17 protein-coding genes and 1 pseudogene are annotated in these 15,550 nt (G+C 59.1%); 14 read left to right on the top strand and 4 right to left on the bottom strand.

The window, feature by feature from the left end:
* The first annotated feature begins 2 nt into the window (after nucleotides 1–2).
* From EV286_RS30960 to EV286_RS30910, 11 genes are all read left to right on the top strand, one after another.
* On the top strand, nucleotides 3–1,625 hold the full coding sequence (locus EV286_RS30960; protein WP_132961075.1) for a DUF885 family protein: 1,623 nt from the start codon (nucleotides 3–5) through the stop codon (nucleotides 1,623–1,625).
* Complete coding sequence (locus EV286_RS30955; protein WP_132961074.1) at nucleotides 1,622–2,638, top strand: ABC transporter ATP-binding protein; 1,017 nt, start codon at nucleotides 1,622–1,624, stop codon at nucleotides 2,636–2,638. Before EV286_RS30960 ends, EV286_RS30955 begins: the two co-directional genes overlap by 4 nt.
* Complete coding sequence (locus tag EV286_RS30950; RefSeq protein ID WP_132961073.1) at nucleotides 2,631–3,614, top strand: oligopeptide/dipeptide ABC transporter ATP-binding protein; 984 nt, start codon at nucleotides 2,631–2,633, stop codon at nucleotides 3,612–3,614. Before EV286_RS30955 ends, EV286_RS30950 begins: the two co-directional genes overlap by 8 nt.
* Nucleotides 3,615–3,794: 180 nt before the next feature.
* Nucleotides 3,795–4,724 carry a glyoxylate/hydroxypyruvate reductase A gene (locus EV286_RS30945; protein ID WP_132961072.1) on the top strand — a complete coding sequence of 310 codons (930 nt, stop codon included), beginning with the start codon at nucleotides 3,795–3,797 and terminating at the stop codon, nucleotides 4,722–4,724.
* Between the two features lie 67 nt (nucleotides 4,725–4,791).
* Nucleotides 4,792–6,396 (top strand): peptide ABC transporter substrate-binding protein, encoded by a 1,605-nt coding sequence (locus EV286_RS30940; protein WP_132961071.1) that lies wholly within the window; start codon nucleotides 4,792–4,794, stop codon nucleotides 6,394–6,396.
* 75 nt (nucleotides 6,397–6,471) lie between these two features.
* Complete coding sequence (locus EV286_RS30935; RefSeq protein WP_132961070.1) at nucleotides 6,472–7,425, top strand: ABC transporter permease; 954 nt, start codon at nucleotides 6,472–6,474, stop codon at nucleotides 7,423–7,425.
* On the top strand, nucleotides 7,418–8,299 hold the full coding sequence (gene opp4C / locus EV286_RS30930) for an oligopeptide ABC transporter permease (RefSeq protein ID WP_132961069.1): 882 nt from the start codon (nucleotides 7,418–7,420) through the stop codon (nucleotides 8,297–8,299). Before EV286_RS30935 ends, opp4C begins: the two co-directional genes overlap by 8 nt.
* A gap of 334 nt (nucleotides 8,300–8,633) precedes the next feature.
* Nucleotides 8,634–8,885, top strand: coding sequence for a transcriptional regulator (locus tag EV286_RS30925; protein ID WP_132961068.1), 252 nt, complete (start codon nucleotides 8,634–8,636; stop codon nucleotides 8,883–8,885).
* A gap of 2 nt (nucleotides 8,886–8,887) precedes the next feature.
* Nucleotides 8,888–9,250 (top strand): type II toxin-antitoxin system RelE/ParE family toxin, encoded by a 363-nt coding sequence (locus tag EV286_RS30920; protein WP_132961067.1) that lies wholly within the window; start codon nucleotides 8,888–8,890, stop codon nucleotides 9,248–9,250.
* 321 nt (nucleotides 9,251–9,571) lie between these two features.
* Entirely contained in the window at nucleotides 9,572–9,874 is a 303-nt protein-coding gene (locus tag EV286_RS30915; protein WP_132961066.1) for a DUF1778 domain-containing protein, read from the top strand.
* Nucleotides 9,875–9,900: 26 nt separating this feature from the next.
* The gene (locus EV286_RS30910; protein ID WP_132961065.1) at nucleotides 9,901–10,389 is read left to right on the top strand and encodes a GNAT family N-acetyltransferase; all 489 of its coding nucleotides are present in this window, start codon (nucleotides 9,901–9,903) and stop codon (nucleotides 10,387–10,389) included.
* Between the two features lie 43 nt (nucleotides 10,390–10,432).
* On the opposite strand, the gene EV286_RS30905 is transcribed toward EV286_RS30910, so the two are convergent.
* The 3 genes from EV286_RS30905 to EV286_RS30895 all read right to left on the bottom strand — a co-directional run bounded on the left by EV286_RS30905 (nucleotide 10,433) and on the right by EV286_RS30895 (nucleotide 13,107).
* Complete coding sequence (locus tag EV286_RS30905) at nucleotides 10,433–10,639, bottom strand: DUF2945 domain-containing protein (RefSeq protein WP_207909955.1); 207 nt, start codon at nucleotides 10,637–10,639, stop codon at nucleotides 10,433–10,435.
* A 249-nt stretch (nucleotides 10,640–10,888) separates the two neighbouring features.
* Nucleotides 10,889–11,842: an alpha/beta hydrolase gene (locus tag EV286_RS30900; RefSeq protein WP_165933004.1), complete on the bottom strand. Its 954-nt coding sequence runs from the start codon at nucleotides 11,840–11,842 to the stop codon at nucleotides 10,889–10,891.
* Nucleotides 11,843–11,970: 128 nt separating this feature from the next.
* The gene (locus EV286_RS30895; protein WP_132961064.1) at nucleotides 11,971–13,107 is read right to left on the bottom strand and encodes an oxalate decarboxylase family bicupin; all 1,137 of its coding nucleotides are present in this window, start codon (nucleotides 13,105–13,107) and stop codon (nucleotides 11,971–11,973) included.
* A 49-nt stretch (nucleotides 13,108–13,156) separates the two neighbouring features.
* Here EV286_RS30895 and EV286_RS32210 point away from each other — a divergent pair, with 49 nt between their 5' ends.
* The 3 genes and pseudogenes from EV286_RS32210 to EV286_RS32205 all read left to right on the top strand — a co-directional run bounded on the left by EV286_RS32210 (nucleotide 13,157) and on the right by EV286_RS32205 (nucleotide 14,098).
* Nucleotides 13,157–13,369, top strand: a complete 213-nt coding sequence (locus tag EV286_RS32210) for a hypothetical protein (protein ID WP_165933003.1) — start codon at nucleotides 13,157–13,159, stop codon at nucleotides 13,367–13,369.
* 245 nt (nucleotides 13,370–13,614) lie between these two features.
* Nucleotides 13,615–13,736 (top strand): annotated as a pseudogene (locus EV286_RS30885) (DDE-type integrase/transposase/recombinase); the annotation flags it as partial.
* Between the two features lie 224 nt (nucleotides 13,737–13,960).
* Nucleotides 13,961–14,098: a hypothetical protein gene (locus tag EV286_RS32205; protein WP_165933002.1), complete on the top strand. Its 138-nt coding sequence runs from the start codon at nucleotides 13,961–13,963 to the stop codon at nucleotides 14,096–14,098.
* Between the two features lie 472 nt (nucleotides 14,099–14,570).
* Here EV286_RS32205 and EV286_RS30880 read toward each other — a convergent pair whose 3' ends face one another.
* Nucleotides 14,571–15,482, bottom strand: a complete 912-nt coding sequence (locus tag EV286_RS30880) for a hypothetical protein (RefSeq protein WP_132961062.1) — start codon at nucleotides 15,480–15,482, stop codon at nucleotides 14,571–14,573.
* Nucleotides 15,483–15,550: the final 68 nt, after the last annotated feature.

Raw genomic sequence — 15,550 nt, 5'->3', positions numbered from 1 at the left:
GCATGACGTCGACCTACGATCCTGCCTTTGTCGATCTCTTCCTATCGCATTACTGGACCTATCATCCTGTCGATGCGACCTTCATGGGTAACCGGGACAACGATGGCCGCCTGCCGCCAGTTGATGGCGACGTGCTGGAAGCAGAGCTGTCGGCGAATGCGAGATTGGTGGAACGGATTGCTGCGACAGCAGAACCGGCCACGTCGGGAGACCGGCTGGACCGGAAGATGATGCTGAGCGAGCTGGAAATGCAGGCCGAGGCGGCGCGGCATCGACCGCGTCTGCACAATCCGGCTTGGTATACCGGCGAGGCGGCATTCGGTATTATCTCACTTCTCCTGCCGCAAGCGGAGGCCGTTCGGCACGAGGCGCTGCTCGACCGGTTGGAAGCCGTTCCAGCCTTCCTGCAGGCGGCTGCAGAGAACCTAGCCGGTCGTCCAGTTCCGAAAAGCTGGGTTGCACGCGCCCAGCGTGAATGCCACGCGATGTTGTCGTTCCTGCGAGACGACATTCGACTACACGACCAATATCGCGAGACCTGGCGGGCTCCGGCAGGGCTCGCGGCGGATGCCTTCTCCGCATTTGCCGAAGCACTCAAAGACTGTCCGGATGCCGATCCGGCCTGTGGCGAGGCCTACATGGCGCGCCTCATGAAGGTCGCGCACGGCCTTGACCTCTCACCGCGCCAGGCCGTCGATCTTGCACAACACGGCTTCGACGATCTGGAAGTAGAGTTGCAGGCGATGGCGAAGCAGTTCGATCCGGCGCGGTCGTGGGAAGAGATCGTCGCATCCTTGTCGAATATCCATCCGCAGAATGAGGATGCTGTCTTTGCAAGCTATAGAGATTGGGACGACAGGGCACGCCGTGATGGTCGCAAGTTGGTGACGCCTGCGGACGATTATCAGCTCGACTATCGCTGGATGGCACTGTGCTTTCGCAACGTCTCGAAATATCTCTATTTTCTTTTCTACCGGTCGCCTCCCGGACTGAGCGCGGGCGAGGGAAGCGTCTACTGGGTCACTCCACCTGGTGAGGATTTGGCACCTTTCCTGAGCACGAATTCGACGGCCACGGTCAAGGCTATACACTCCGTCCATCATGGCAGCATCGGCCACCATACGCAGAATGCGCGAGCCCGGCAGGCGGCCTCGCGCCTCGCGAGGATTGCCGGAACGGATTGCGCAATGGGCCTCGCCTTCCTTGGCTCCGGTACGTTGATCGAGGGTTGGGCCTGTTATGCTGAGGATTTGCTGATGGAGGCACCTGGCTTCTACATGGCCGAAGAGCTTCTGCTGCTCAAGCATTTCGAGCGGCGGAATGCGGCAAGCGTGCTTGTCGATATCAAGCTGCATATTGGCGACTGGAGCATGGACGAGGCAATCGCCTTTTACCGCGACAAGGCTGGTTTTGCGCCGGCCCGTGTCGAAGGCGAGGTGGTGCGCAATTCGATGCTACCGGGGTCGCGGCTGATGTACTGGCTGGGCGTCGAAGGCATCAGGGCTTTGCGCAAGCGTTGGAAGGGCGACGCGCGCAGCTTTCACGATACGCTGCTGAGTTTCGGCCACATGCCGCTTGCCTGGATCGGCGAGGAAATGGATCGCGCGGGGTTGTTGGCGCCATGACCGATCAACCGCTGCTCCGCGTAGAGAGTCTTGTCACCGAATTCAAGACCGAGAATGGTTCCGTGCGGGCGCTGAAGGGCGTGGACCTGACTGTCGAGGCCGGTAAGACTCTCGCTCTTGTCGGGGAAAGCGGCTCGGGCAAATCGGTGACGAGCCTATCGATCATGCGGTTGATCCCGGCTGCCACCGGTTCGATGCCCGCCGGCCGCATCCTATTTTCGGGTCGCGACGACGTCGTCCGCGATCTCGCGCAACAGCCTGAGGCCGTAATGCGTAGAATACGCGGCAACGAAATCTCGATGATATTTCAAGAGCCAATGACCAGCCTCAATCCGACGCTGAAAGTCGGGGCACAGATTGCCGAGGCGGCGAGACTGCATCAGGGACTCGACGGCAGCGCCGCCAGACGCCGTGCCATTGAGATGCTGTCCCTCGTCGAGATTCCCGACGCAAAGCGCCGGGCAGATGTCTATCCGCATCAGCTTTCCGGCGGCATGCGCCAGCGTGTGATGATCGCAATGGCGCTGGTCTGTCGCCCCTCACTGCTGATTGCCGACGAGCCGACCACGGCACTCGACGTGACCGTGCAATTGCAAATTCTCGAACTGATCCGCCGCCTGCAACGCGAGATCGGCATGGGCGTTCTGTTTATCACTCACAATCTAGGCGTGGTGGCTGAACTGGCCGATCGGGTCGCCGTCATGTATAGCGGCCGGATCGTCGAAACCTCCACGACGGAAGAGCTGTTCGACCGTCCGAGCCACCCTTACACCCGTGGTCTTCTGGCCAGCATGCCGGTGATTGATCAGGAGGCCCGAAAACTCGGGGAAACACCGCGCCTGAAGGAAATTCCCGGCAGCGTCCCGGATCCCTCTTCACCGCCGTCCGGCTGCGATTTCCACCCGCGCTGTTCCTGGATGATCGACGACTGTCGCAGGGCGGTTCCGACCTTGCTCGAGGTCAAGGCCGACCATCTCTCGCGTTGCCTGCGATGGAGCGAGCTGAATGTCTGATACTCTGCTGCAAGTCCGTAATCTCAAAGTTCACTTCAGCGGCGGCAAGACGATGTTCAAGCCGGGAACGACCGTCAAAGCCGTCGATGGTGTCTCTTTCGACATTGCGCAGGGCGAAGTCGTTGGTCTGGTCGGAGAATCCGGATCGGGGAAATCGACGCTCGGGCGTTCCATCCTTCGGCTCATCGAGCCTACGGAAGGCTCGGTGCAATTTGCCGGTCAGGAACTGGTGGGATTGCCGGCCGCCGACTTAAAGGCCATGCGCAGCCGCATGCAGATCATCTTTCAGGATCCCTATGCGAGCCTAAATCCCCGCATGAGCGTCCGCCAGATCCTGGGAGAAGCGCTGCATCTGCATCATATTGGCAACCGGCGCGATCGCGAGAAGCGCGTTGGCGACCTCTTAGAAAAAGTCCGGCTGCCGCGCAGCGCCGCATCCCGCTTTCCGCATGAGTTTTCCGGCGGGCAAAGACAGCGTATCGGCATTGCCAGAGCGCTTGCGGTGAACCCGCAGTTTGTTGTCGCCGACGAGCCGGTTTCTGCACTCGACGTTTCCATTCAGGCTCAGATCATCAACCTGCTGCAGGATCTGCGGCAGGAGTTTGGACTGTCCATCCTATTCATCGGCCACGACCTGTCGGTGATCGAATTTCTCTGCGACAGGGTCATCGTTCTCTATCTCGGCCATATCATCGAAATCGCGACGGCCGCCGACCTCTACAGCAATCCGCGCCACCCCTATACGCGTGCTCTGCTGGACGCCGCGCCGGTTGCCGACCCGAGAAAGCGTCGCGAGCGGATTATGCTGAAAGGCGATCTGCCGAGCCCCATCGATCCTCCATCCGGTTGTGTTTTCCGAACACGCTGTCCCTTCGCGGTCGATCAATGCACGACGACGAAACCATCGCTCGAGGCCGTTTCGAGAAGCCATGCTGTTGCCTGTATCAGAATGAATGAACTTAACTTGAGAGAATAGGTCTTATCTACACTAAATCACGACAGGTGCATGGATGGCACTTTGAAAATGCTGCTTTTATCGGCATTTTGCGGATTTTTTGCTCAACTTTTGCGGACGGATATTCATGACTTTAAATGCTTACAAAGCTAATATTTTCGGGGATTGCATGCCTCGGTTGCTCGGCTGCATGGTGATCGGATGAAACGGATTTTGATCAGCTCCAGAGGAAAACCGGAGCAGCTTGCAGAGCTGTTTCGCAAGGCACTGCCGCAACACGAGATACTCATCGACATGCCGAATGCCGGTGACGCTCCGATCGATTATATGGTGGTGGGCAGGCCGGCGCCGGGCGTTATCGCATCAGTCGGGCCAGTCAAACTCGTTCTTAGTCTCAATGCCGGTATCGAGCATCTGCTGGAAAGCGGCGAGATCGCCGCCCACACGCCGATCGTCAGGATGGTAGATGACGGCCTTGCCGGAGGCATGACCGAATGGGTGCTGGCCGAAGCCATGGCCTGGCATCGCAATATCCGCCTTTACGAACGGCTCCAGCGCGACCTCAAGTGGGAGCCACAGCAGGAAAAACTGGCGCACGAGAGAACGGTCACCGTGCTGGGAGCGGGCGCGCTCGGAACGCCGGCAGCAAGGAACTTTGCCGCGCTCGGTTTCAAGACGAATGTTTGGAGTCGCACAGGACGGGAGGTGCCGGGAGCGCGCTCGTTCGCGGGGCCGGACGCTCTTCTGGAGGCTGCATTCGGTGCGAATATTTTGGTCAATCTGCTCCCACTGACGAAGGAGACACAGAATATTGTCGATGCAGGCCTGCTTGATGCATTGGCAAAGGGGGCATTCTTCATCAACGGCGCACGCGGCGCGCATGTCGTCGATCAGGACCTGATCGATGCTCTCGATAGTGGTCAACTAAGCGGCGCGGCACTCGACGTCTTCCGCATCGAGCCGCTCCCGGAAAACGATCCGCTGTGGCACCATCCGAAAATTCTGATCAGCCCGCATGTGGCGGCGCCGACCCATATGCATATCGCCGTTCAGGAGATTGCCACGAATATCCAGCGTTTCGAAAGAGGCGAGGCGATACCGCACCTCGTCGATAAGTCACTGGGATACTAAGACCGGAAAACCGGCTGCCAAAAGACGATCATGAAAACTCAACGCCATAAGTTGAAGGGGAACTGACATGAATCTGACACGCCGTGCAACGCTTCAAACCATCCTCGCCGGGTCGGCCGCCTTTGCCACCCTGCGCGCTTTTCCAGCCCTTGCCCAACAGAAGGGCGGGACGCTTCGGGTTGGCCTGACCTATGAAATCGACACTATGAACGTCTATTCGACGGGTTTCCTCGGTGACGCGCAAGCGGCCGTCGTCGAAGGTCTTCTCGCACCGGACACGCACGCCAAATACGTCCCCGTGCTGGCGACGGAAGTGCCAACGCTGGAGAATGGCGGGATCGTCGTTGCTGCCGACGGTAAGACGATGAAGATCACCTACAAGCTGCGCCCGGATGTCAAATGGCATGACGGCAAGCCCTTCACCTCGGCTGACGTCAAGTATACCTGGGAAGCCGTCAAGGATCCGAAGTTCGTGGCGGAATCCAAGGACGGATCCGAGGCAGTCGAAAGCATCGACACGCCGGACGATCTGACTGTGGTCGTCAATTACAAGGCCATCCTGCCGACATTTGCCTCCACCCTGTTTACCTTCGGCATCTTCCCGAAGCACATGCTTGAAGGTACGGACCTCAATACATCGAGCTACAATGAAACGCCGATCGGCACCGGGCCGTTCAAGGTCAAGGAATTCCAGCGAGGCCAGTACGTCGTCACCGAGCGCTTCGACGATTACTGGCGCAAGGCCGCGAACGGCGACAAGTTGCCTTATCTCGACCAGATCATCTTCAAGATGATCCCCGACACCAACACGCTGATTACCCAGCTGAAATCAGGTGAAATCGATCTCGTTGTGCAGTCGCCCTACAATCAGGCGAAACAGATCGAGCAGATTTCCGGCATCGAGCTTATCAAGGGTCCGCTCCTGTCGTGGCAGCACCTCGACTTCAACTTTAAGCGCCCGTCACTTGCCGATATCAATGTGCGCAAGGCGATCGCCCACGCGCTTGACCGGACCGTGCTGATCAAGGTGCAGGGCGGCTTTCCGGAGGCAATCAAATCGCCAGTCGTGCCGGTGTTCGATTTCTTCGATCCGAACACGTCGGAATATGCCTATGATGTTGAGGCCGCCAAGAAGCTGCTTGATGACGCCGGCTATGTTGTCGGTTCCGATGGTGTTCGTGCAAAGGGCTCCGAACGGCTTTCCTACGCCTTCATGATCCAGGCCGGCCGGGCCGACGACGAGCTGGCGCAGCAGGTTATCATCGCCCAGTTAAAGGCGATCGGCATCGAGGCAATGGCTGACAATAAGACCGGCGTCGCCTACCGAGAGGCGCGTTACAAGGGCGGCTACGATCTGATTTATGGCCGTTGGATCACCTCCGCCGATCCTGTCTATTCAGTGTTCTGGGGAACAGGCGGCGCCAACAACGGCCAGTCTTATTCCAATCCCATGCTCGACGAAGCCTTCGGCAAGTTCGAGAGCACGCTGGATCCGGCCGCGCGTAAGGCGGCGGCGGCCGAATTCCAGAAGATTCTGGCTGATGACGTACCTTCGATCCCGCTGACCACCAATGTCGCGCTGATTGCCAAGACCGAAAAGCTGAAGGATTTTGTTCCGAATCCCACCAACATGACGAATTTCGTCGATACCAGCGCGTGGTACATGGGCTAAACTTCTATGCAGCGAGCAAGATGCCTCCCGGTCACACCCCGCCGGGAGGTATTCATTGTCGATTAAGGCAGGCGCATGACCTTCGGTTACATCTTTCGACGGCTTTTGGGCACCATTCCGCTGCTGCTCGGCATTTCGCTAATCCTGTTCACCATCGTGCATTTCGCCCCCGGCGGGCCGCTTGATGTCTATGCGGACAATCCTTCCGTCTCGAAGGAGGCACTGGAGCAGATCGCAAAGGCCTACGGTCTCGATCAGCCGGTTCATATCCAATATCTTATGTGGCTGAAGGCGATCATTCTCGGCGATTGGGGCTATTCGATCAGAACGGGCCGCCCGGTCCTTACGGAAATTCTCCTGCGGATGCGGCCGACTTTCGAACTTGGCGGACTAGCTCTGCTGATCTCGCTGGTCATCGCCATCCCGCTCGGCATCCTGAGTGCAACCCGGCGCGGCACGAAGCTCGATGATGCACTAACGCTTGCGTCCTTTGCTGGCATATCGACGCCGGTCTTCTGGCTTGCACTTCTGCTACAACTGCTTTTCTCCGTCCAGCTCGGTTGGCTTCCGTCTGCAGGCTATCAGTCGATCGGCGATGGCTCGTTTCCCGACCGTCTGGCCCATATTCTGATGCCGGCGGCCGTCCTGTCGCTGGCAACGATCGCAAGCTGGAGCCGTTTCATCCGCTCCGGCATGGCCGATGTTCTCAATCAGGATTACATCCGCACGGCCCGCGCCAAAGGGCAGGGAGCATTCGGCGTTATCTTTCGCCATGCGCTTCGCAATGCCATGATCCCCGCCGTTACGGTCATCGCCGTCGATTTCGGGACGGTGATTTCCGGCGCTGTCATTACAGAGACGGTCTTTGCATGGCCAGGCATCGGTCGGCTTTTCATGGAAAGCATGGACGGGCGCGACTATCCGATGCTGATGGGCCTGATGATGATGGGGTCGGTCGGGATCATCACCGCCAATCTGATCGCCGATCTTGCCTATGCAGCGCTGGATCCAAGGATAAGCTATGGCTGATACAACTGCCGCCGCACTGCCTGCGGCACCACCGCAAAGCTATGGTCGCCGGGCAATCCGTCGCTTTTTCAAACGCCGGCTTGCGGTCGTGGGGTTGATCATTCTCGCGCTGATGGCACTGATCGTGATCATCGGGCCAATGTTGTCGCCCTATGCCTACGACGATCAGGACTTCAACGTCATTGGCTCGCCCGGCCCGATGTCGGCTGAACACTGGCTTGGTTCCGATGAACTTGGCCGGGATGCCCTGACACGGCTGATCTATGGGGGACGGATCTCGCTGTCGGTAGGACTTGCCGGGGCTATTCTCGCGACCTTTGTCGGAACTCTAGTCGGAGCCCTTTCCGGTTTCTATCGCGGCTGGGTCGATACCATCCTGATGCGCTTCACCGACGTGATGATGTCGATCCCGACCTTGCCGATGATCCTGCTGCTGTCGGGGCTATTTCGCCCGGGGCCGGTCGTGCTCATCGCGATTGTCGCGGGCCTGATCTGGATGGGGACGGCCCGGCTGGTCCGCAGCCAGTTCCTGGCGCTCCGCGAACGTGAATTCGTCGAGGCTGCACGCGCGCTAGGCGCTGGAAATGCGCGGCTGATGTTTCGCCACATCCTGCCCAATGCCATCGGGCCGATCACGGTCGCCGCGACACTCGCCGTCGGCAGCGCTATCATGCTGGAATCGGCACTGTCGTTTCTGGGATTTGGCATTCAGCCACCGGTGCCCACCTGGGGCAATCTGCTCAATAGCGCAAGCTCATGGTTGGGGACCGCACCCTGGCTGGCTATTCCACCCGGTCTTTGCATTCTGCTCACGGTTCTCGCCGTCAATTTCGTAGGTGATGGATTGCGCGATGCGATGGAGCCCAAGGATTGAGCCTGCCCCAAGCTCAAGCGCGACATCCCTGGCTTCGAGGTCGTGATTAGGCGCCGCGAGGAGGTTTCAGATCGAGGGTCCTGGGGCAGGGGACTGGGAGCTTGAAGTTGAGGAATGGTCGGAGATAAGCTGCCATCATCGGTCAAAAGGGCTTCGTCCCACTGTCCAAGACCGGGGCGGAATTGCTGTGCTAACTGATGTCGCACCGCTACGAACGGAGCCATGGGAGTAAGCCCGGCCGTAGGGCGCGACGCTCGGTGGTCGATTTCGTGATGAATATTGACAATATGTGCTACGCACCCCACAATTAGGTTGTAGTTAAAGGATAGTGCCGATGGCGTCAGGTAGCATTCATGTTAAGGTCAGCGGTGCGCTGCAAGATCACATCCAGCAGCAGATTGGCGACGATGGCCTTTATGAGAACGCCAGCGAATACATTCGCGCATTGATCCGCCGCGACCTGCAAACCCGTGATGAAGCGTGGGATGCGCTCCAAAAGGAGCTTGCATCGGCCATGCGGGCCGATGACAGTGAATTTGCCACGGTCACAGCCAAGGATGTTATCCGTCGCAACCAGTGCGGCTAGAAATGGTTGCATATCGGTTCTATCCGCGGGCGGACGCCGCTCAGGACAAGATCTGGCGGGATACCGTTGAGAAATGGGGTGAGAAGCAGGCGGTGACTTACATCACTGGCTTGCATAGCCATTTGCAGCGGTTGTGCGAGGACAAGGCGATATGGCGCAAGCTCCCGCAACGTCTTGCCGTTCCTGCCGATGTGAGGCGCGAGGCGTATTTCAGTCGCTACGAGCATCACTATGTATTCTTCCGGGAACTCGATAATGGCGACCTCGGTGTGATGAGCATTTTGCATGAGCGCATGGATGTGCCCGTACGGCTTGTCGAGGACTTGGCAGCACTTTCCGAGAAATCCGGGCCTTTCAAGGCATAGGGTTTGATTTCACGCAGGTCGCCAATATCGGATGCCTGCGTGGTTTTGGGATGTAACGCGCTTGAGCCGCCTCCGACGCCAGAGGCCGTGAGTAGGGAACTAGAACAAGGCATGGCGCTGCCCAGGTTTGCTCCGCCTCAGCCTCGCTGTATCGTCTGCCAGCATGTCGCACCAGCTTTCTGGGTCTGCATCCAATCAATGAACCGAGCGGCTCCCCCTCCGTGGACATGCCAGCGGTGCCATCGTGTTGGCTGACCTCCTGTATCTTGATTTTTCCGGCCATTGGCCGTACATCGATATGGTGGATTGGAGATTGGAAAAATGGCTGAATCAGCAAAGAGGTCGACGACCAGCCGCGTCCGAGGGGAGCGCCTCGAGACGCGCGTGACTGCTGACCAGAAGCGCCTGATCGAGCATGCCGCCGCCTTGCAGGGCCGCTCGGTCACGGATTTCGTTCTGACGAGCTTACAGGATGCGGCGCGGCGCGCCATCGAGGAACACCAGCATCTGGAGCTTTCGGTGCGGGACAGCCAGGCGTTCGTCCAGGCTCTGGTCGAGCCACGACCGGTCAACGAGCGGCTGCGGGACACTGTACGACGCTATCGTGAGAGAACAGGCGTCTGAGGGGTGGGGGGGGAACGGACGACATCATGCGGGTCGAGGTTCTCGGCCCGCAACATGAGCGATCGGGGTTTGAAAGCGGTGTAGAGTCGCTCGATCGATATTTCCAGACGCAGGCCGGTCAGGACGCCAAAAAGAAGATGGCGGCGCCGTTTGTCCTCGTGCTGCAAGACGGCAGCATCGCCGGATACTACACGCTTTCGTCGACGGCGGTGCGGCTTCCGGAACTACCGGAGGGCGTTGTCCGCAAGCTGCCGCGCTATCCTCTGATCCCGGCGACATTGCTGGGTCGTCTTGCCGTCGACCGGCGCTACCAGGGAAGAGGATACGGCCGGTTTCTCCTTGCGGATGCGCTCTACCGGGCAGTGCGCAGCGAGATCGCATCCTTTGCGGTGATTGTGGACGCCAAGGACGAGAGTGCGAAGCGCTTCTATGAACGCGAGAGCTTTTTGCCGTTTCCGGATCAGCCGATGAAGTTGTTCCGGCCGATGGCGGATATTGCAGCAGTGTTCAAATGAGGGGTGTTCGTTGCGGATTTCGATGAAGAAGAACCTCGTAAAGTTACATTCGGGAGAGCGCACTCTCCTTGTGGGCTGCAATGTGATCGGTCTTATCGCTCTTGATTTCATATTGCGGTTCCTGGCTGGAGGCGTGGTGGGTGTACCCCTTGAAGGTGAAATCCTTCTCGTGGATGGTCACGATCCGGCCGCTGACATATCCCGCTTCCGAGTTCCAGGTGACGTGATCTCCAATGTGATACTTGGGCATGATGCTCCTCTTTTCACCTGGACTACGCTTCCCGAAATAAGGGCTTTGGAGGTGACTCCAATCGTAAAGCAAAAAGCTCTGCGAGCGCTGGCCCACCTATGAAGTCGCGCGGCCCCGCTGATGATGCGGAGGCCGCGCTATTCTACCGTCGGGCGGGGGCAATCGTCCGACCTGCCCGACGGTCGCCGTTCGATCGGTGCTGCTGCTCGAGTTCCTGGACCAAAGTGCTTGCCGCCACCGTTCCGCGCGTCAGCTTTTGATGAAGGTGAGTAGATCCGGATTGAGGACGTCGGCATGCGTGGTGAGCATTCCATGCGGGTAACCGTCGTAGATCTTCAGGGTGCTGTTCTTGATCAGCTTCGCCTGAAGCAGGCTGGCGTCCTTGTAAGGCACGATCTGGTCGTCGCTGCCTTGGGTAACCAGCGTGGGTACCCTGAATTCCTTGAGGTCATCGGTCTGGTCGGTCTCTGAAAAGGCCTTGATGCCTTCGTAGTGGGCTTTGGCGCCGCCCATCATCCCCTGACGCCACCAGTTGTAGATGATGCCCTGCGAGACTTTCGCACCCGGACGGTTGAAGCCGTAGAACGGACCGGAGGCCACGTCGAGATAGAACTGGGCGCGGTTTGCGGCGAGCGCCTCGCGGTAACCGTTGAAGACCTCGATCGGTGTGCCGTCGGGATTGCTAGCAGTCTTGAGCATCAGCGGCGGCACCGAGCTGACCAGGATGGCCTTGGCGACGCGGCCCTGCGGCTGGCCATACCTCGCGACATAACGGGCGACTTCGCCGCCGCCGGTGGAGTGGCCGATATGGATTGCGTTGCGCAAATCGAGATGTTCAACCACGGCTGATGCGTCGGCGGCATAGTGATCCATATCGTTGCCGCCGCTTACCTGAGAGGACCGGCCGTGTCCGCGCCGGTCATGGGCGACGACCCGATAGCCCTTGTAGACAAAGAAGAGCAGTTGGGCGTCCCAGTCGTCAGAGGACAGCGGCCAACCATGATGGAAGTGGATGGGCTGCGCGTCCTTCGGACCCCAATCCTTGTAGAAGATTTCAACGCCGTCCTTCGTCCTTACAAATTCCTGAGCCATCTGGCTTGCTCCTTCGGGTGTGTTGAGGTTCGTTTCTTCCGCTGCAAATGCGGGTATCGCCATGGCAGCGGACAGAGTGGCTCCCGCAACCAAGGCCTGCCTGCGGGTCATGGGTAGGAAAAGATCAATGGTCACGAAAGTCTCCGTTTCAAAATCTGCGTCGGTCGGGCCGACAATGAACTGGGCGTAGGCGCGGCCGCAGGGGCGAGACGCACGCGCAGGAAAATCTCCCGGCTCGACTAGCGAACGACGGCCCGCACGCCAGGCCGCAGGGCCTTCATCACAGTGTCGTCGAGGTTGAGATGGCCCCGAACCAGCTCGGGAGGCGTCAGAGCGAGCCATTGGTTGAGTGAGATGTCCGTGCAGAGCCGACTGTTGAAGACATTGACCACGCGAACCGGTGTGCTGCCGATGTTTTCGATGTAGTGCCCCAGCGTTTTGGGCACGAAGCCGACATCGCCTGCGCGGTAGTTGAAGGTGCGTGCCTTCGACGTCGCGTCGAACACGGTCATCCGGGCTTCGCCTTCGATATAGTACTGCCATTCGTCGGCATCGGGGTGCCAATGCATTTCGCGCATGCCGCCCGGCTCGATCTCGATGATCAGCGCCGACAGGTTGGTCACCGGAAAAGTGCGCGAGTCGACGGTCTTGACCGTGCCGCCGCTATATTTCGTCGGCTCTATCTTGGACGCGTGCACGACATAGGGCTGCGGCGGCGGGCTGTCGGGCAATTGGCTCCGCACGACTTCAAGCGGCTGCGGCACTGGCTGGCGGAAGATGTACTTCTCCGACTTCGGGATATTGGCGAAATGCTCGGCATCCACGCCGAAGTTCTTCGCCAGCACGCTGGGCGGTGTGTGGGCCATGTATTCGGTGATCAGCAGCGTTTCGTTTTCGGAGAAATTGCCGTCGTCGAAGACCAGCAGGAATTCGGTTCCGTCTTCCATGCCCTGGATAGAGTGCGGGATGCCGGACGGTACCAGCCACATGTCACCGGGTTTCAGATCGTCGATGGAGAGGTTGCCGTCCGGATCGACCACGGTCAGCCGCGCTGTTCCCTGCAGGATATAGGCCCACTCGGCTTCCTTGTGCCAATGCAGTTCGCGCACGACGCCTGGGCCGAGGCGCATGTTGACGCCAGCCATGGATTTCGAAGCCGGGAATTCGCGAAGCGTGACCTCGCGTGCCCAGCCACCGTCTTCCAGGCGATTGTGCGCCAGGGCGAATGGAAACTTCAGGTTCGGCAGCGAACCGTTGTCGGTTTCCGGAGGAATGAAAACATCGGGGTTCTGCAGGTCGAGGATCTGATTGCGCGGGCCGGGATCGTTGGCACCTCTGGTTCCGCGGATCGGCTGTATGCCTGCTTCATTGGTCATGTTGCATCCTCTTTGACTGGATCGTCGACGCGACAAGCACGACGCCAGAATGGCGAGCACTGGCGATCGCCTTCGCGCGTCGACGGCGGATTGGGAAGAGTTCAGCAAGCTTGCAGGAGGTAACGTCGGTCCGGGCGAGAGTGCCGGCATCGACTATCATGTGTTCGTATCGGACCGGTTCGCCTTCGAGGAAATCCTGCAGAATTTCGAGCGTGCCGGCAGCCTGTATCGATACGAAGAATTTAGATCGCCGGGAGGGTAGGGACAATTATAGAAAGCTGTCGGTCGAGGGTGAGCCAGAAAACCATCCGCAGTGTTGTACCTGGGCAAACGCCACCACCCCTGTGGCGGGGATCAGGAGGACGCGTTCTTCACGTTTGGCCGCTTTGCGCAGTCAAAAGCGGTCGTCGTGCTCGCTCGCGATAGATGACGGACTCGGGGCCAAGAGCGGACTGCCTGCTCCCAGACGGAGGAACGGCATAGCCACCGTGCGCGCAGTGGCGAATCCAGGACAAGACAACGCGGCCCAACCAGCTCTGGCAACCGACTTAACCTATCTGAAGGTCATCGGTCGGGGCTGGTTCTATCTCTCCACCGTGCTTGACGACTTCTCCCGATACGTCGTCGCACCTAATTGCGGACCGTGCCGCAGCAGGCTCGTGCTCACCAATTCAGTAAATCCGGCGGTGTAGGCGTTGCGAAACGCTGCAGCAGCAGGCAGAGTCTGATCTTTCGTGCCGGAGCGGGAAAGAATTAAACGACAGCGAGCGGTCGAGAATGGAGACTAGGATGCCACAAGGTGGAAAGCACGATGTAGGCAAAGTCCGCGAGGTTGGTTCGATCGGAAAAAGCGGTGGACGACAACGAAACGTTCGGCGAAGCGCTGTCAAAAGAAGGATTCGAGTTGGCCAATGTTGGTCACAAGATTGTGTCTCAAGGAAAGCGTAGAGAAACGCTGAAAAAGAGGTTTCCCAGCGACCCAAACAAGTAGCTGCCGGAACAAATCAGGGTGCGGCGGCGAACGTCCTGGGCATGGCACTGATCCGGCCCGCGCCGTGCCAACATTCATAGTGTCTTCGCCACCCGGCGTACTGTCGCGGAACACGCGCCAATCCGGTCGCATTGACACTCCCCTCAAGTCTTTTCCGGTTGAAGTGCACGTCGATCCTGGGCCACCGTGAACGGTTCTGATCACAGTACGGCATTGAGACGCTAGTTTCTGCGAGGCGTGCCGTATGCCCGATTGGCGGGTTCGGATGTCTGCTTTGCGCCCAACCGACATCGTGAGTTCACGCAAAAGCGACGTCCAAATTGGGGTCGATGGCCGACCGTCCGCTGTTAGGAGAGCCAACACGCATTCCGGACGAAAGCCACTCTGCTTTCGGCCCAAAGGAGATACTGTCGCGTGATCGATTTGGCGGGGCGACCGAGTCTGAGACGGAAAAGCGCGCCTCGGCAGCCAACTAGCGCCCAGGCCCGGTGGGGTCGCTAATCTCTTTCTTTTTCCGTTCGGCATCGGCCTGATCAATGGACTGCTGCATCTCGGCGGACTCGCTGGAAGTGAGCGGGACCGACTTGCGGCTGTTCGGCTGGTCGCTACGGTAGGCACCTCCAGGCATCACCTTGTCCGACCGCATCGCCTCGGCGAACACCATCTCGGCCCTGCCCGAGAGGCCGGGCTCAAGGTTTGCCTTCGTGACGGCCTGCATGCTTTCCACCAGCTGATCCAGCGCGTCCGCGATAACGTCGACTTTGGTCGACTGCTCAATCGTACGCAGGCTGCTGAGGATCTTCTGGTTGTCCTTGTCGCTGAACGGTGCGACGTCTTTCATCATCGACGCCCAGTAGTCGGAAGGTTTCTCGTCCTTGCCGATGCGGGCGGTACTTGGCATGTCACCGAAGCGCTCGACATATTCGTCGCAGGTCACGGCCGCGCGAGCCCGGCTGATGACGGTTGCGATCGCGTCCGTTCGTGGGATTGTCTTCGACGCGTTCTCAGTGGCCAGCGCCATTGTGGCCATGGCGGAGAAGCAGGCGGCCTTGAACTCTTTCGCGTCGTCCATGTATTTCGGCGGAGCAGGGTTCTGCATGATCTCGTCTGCCAGACCCTCGAACTGCTGCAACAGTTGACCCGTGGCCGGCATGTTGCTCGGCTGCTTGAGCCAGGCGTTCAAGGCGGCGTTCACAAGGTTGGACGCGTCCTTCACTGCGTCCGGATAGGCCTTCCTCACGTCAGAGAACACGCGATTCTGCCAGTCGCCCAGGTCCTTCGCCGAAAGGTCGCTGAAGTCGGCCCCCGAGAAGTACTTCTCGGCGGCGGCCATTACCCTTTGACCACTGGTCGTGGTGAGAAGTGCTTCCAGGTAGGTGTTCACGTCGTTCCACCTCCGAACGGTGCCCAACGTGTGACATCGGGCCGCCACCCAATTATCGCGACACTATG

Source organism: Rhizobium sp. BK251 (assembly GCF_004345245.1).
GTDB lineage: Bacteria > Pseudomonadota > Alphaproteobacteria > Rhizobiales > Rhizobiaceae > Rhizobium.
Note: the sequence above shows the minus strand (reverse complement) of the source record. Positions and strands in the feature narration are given on the sequence as shown.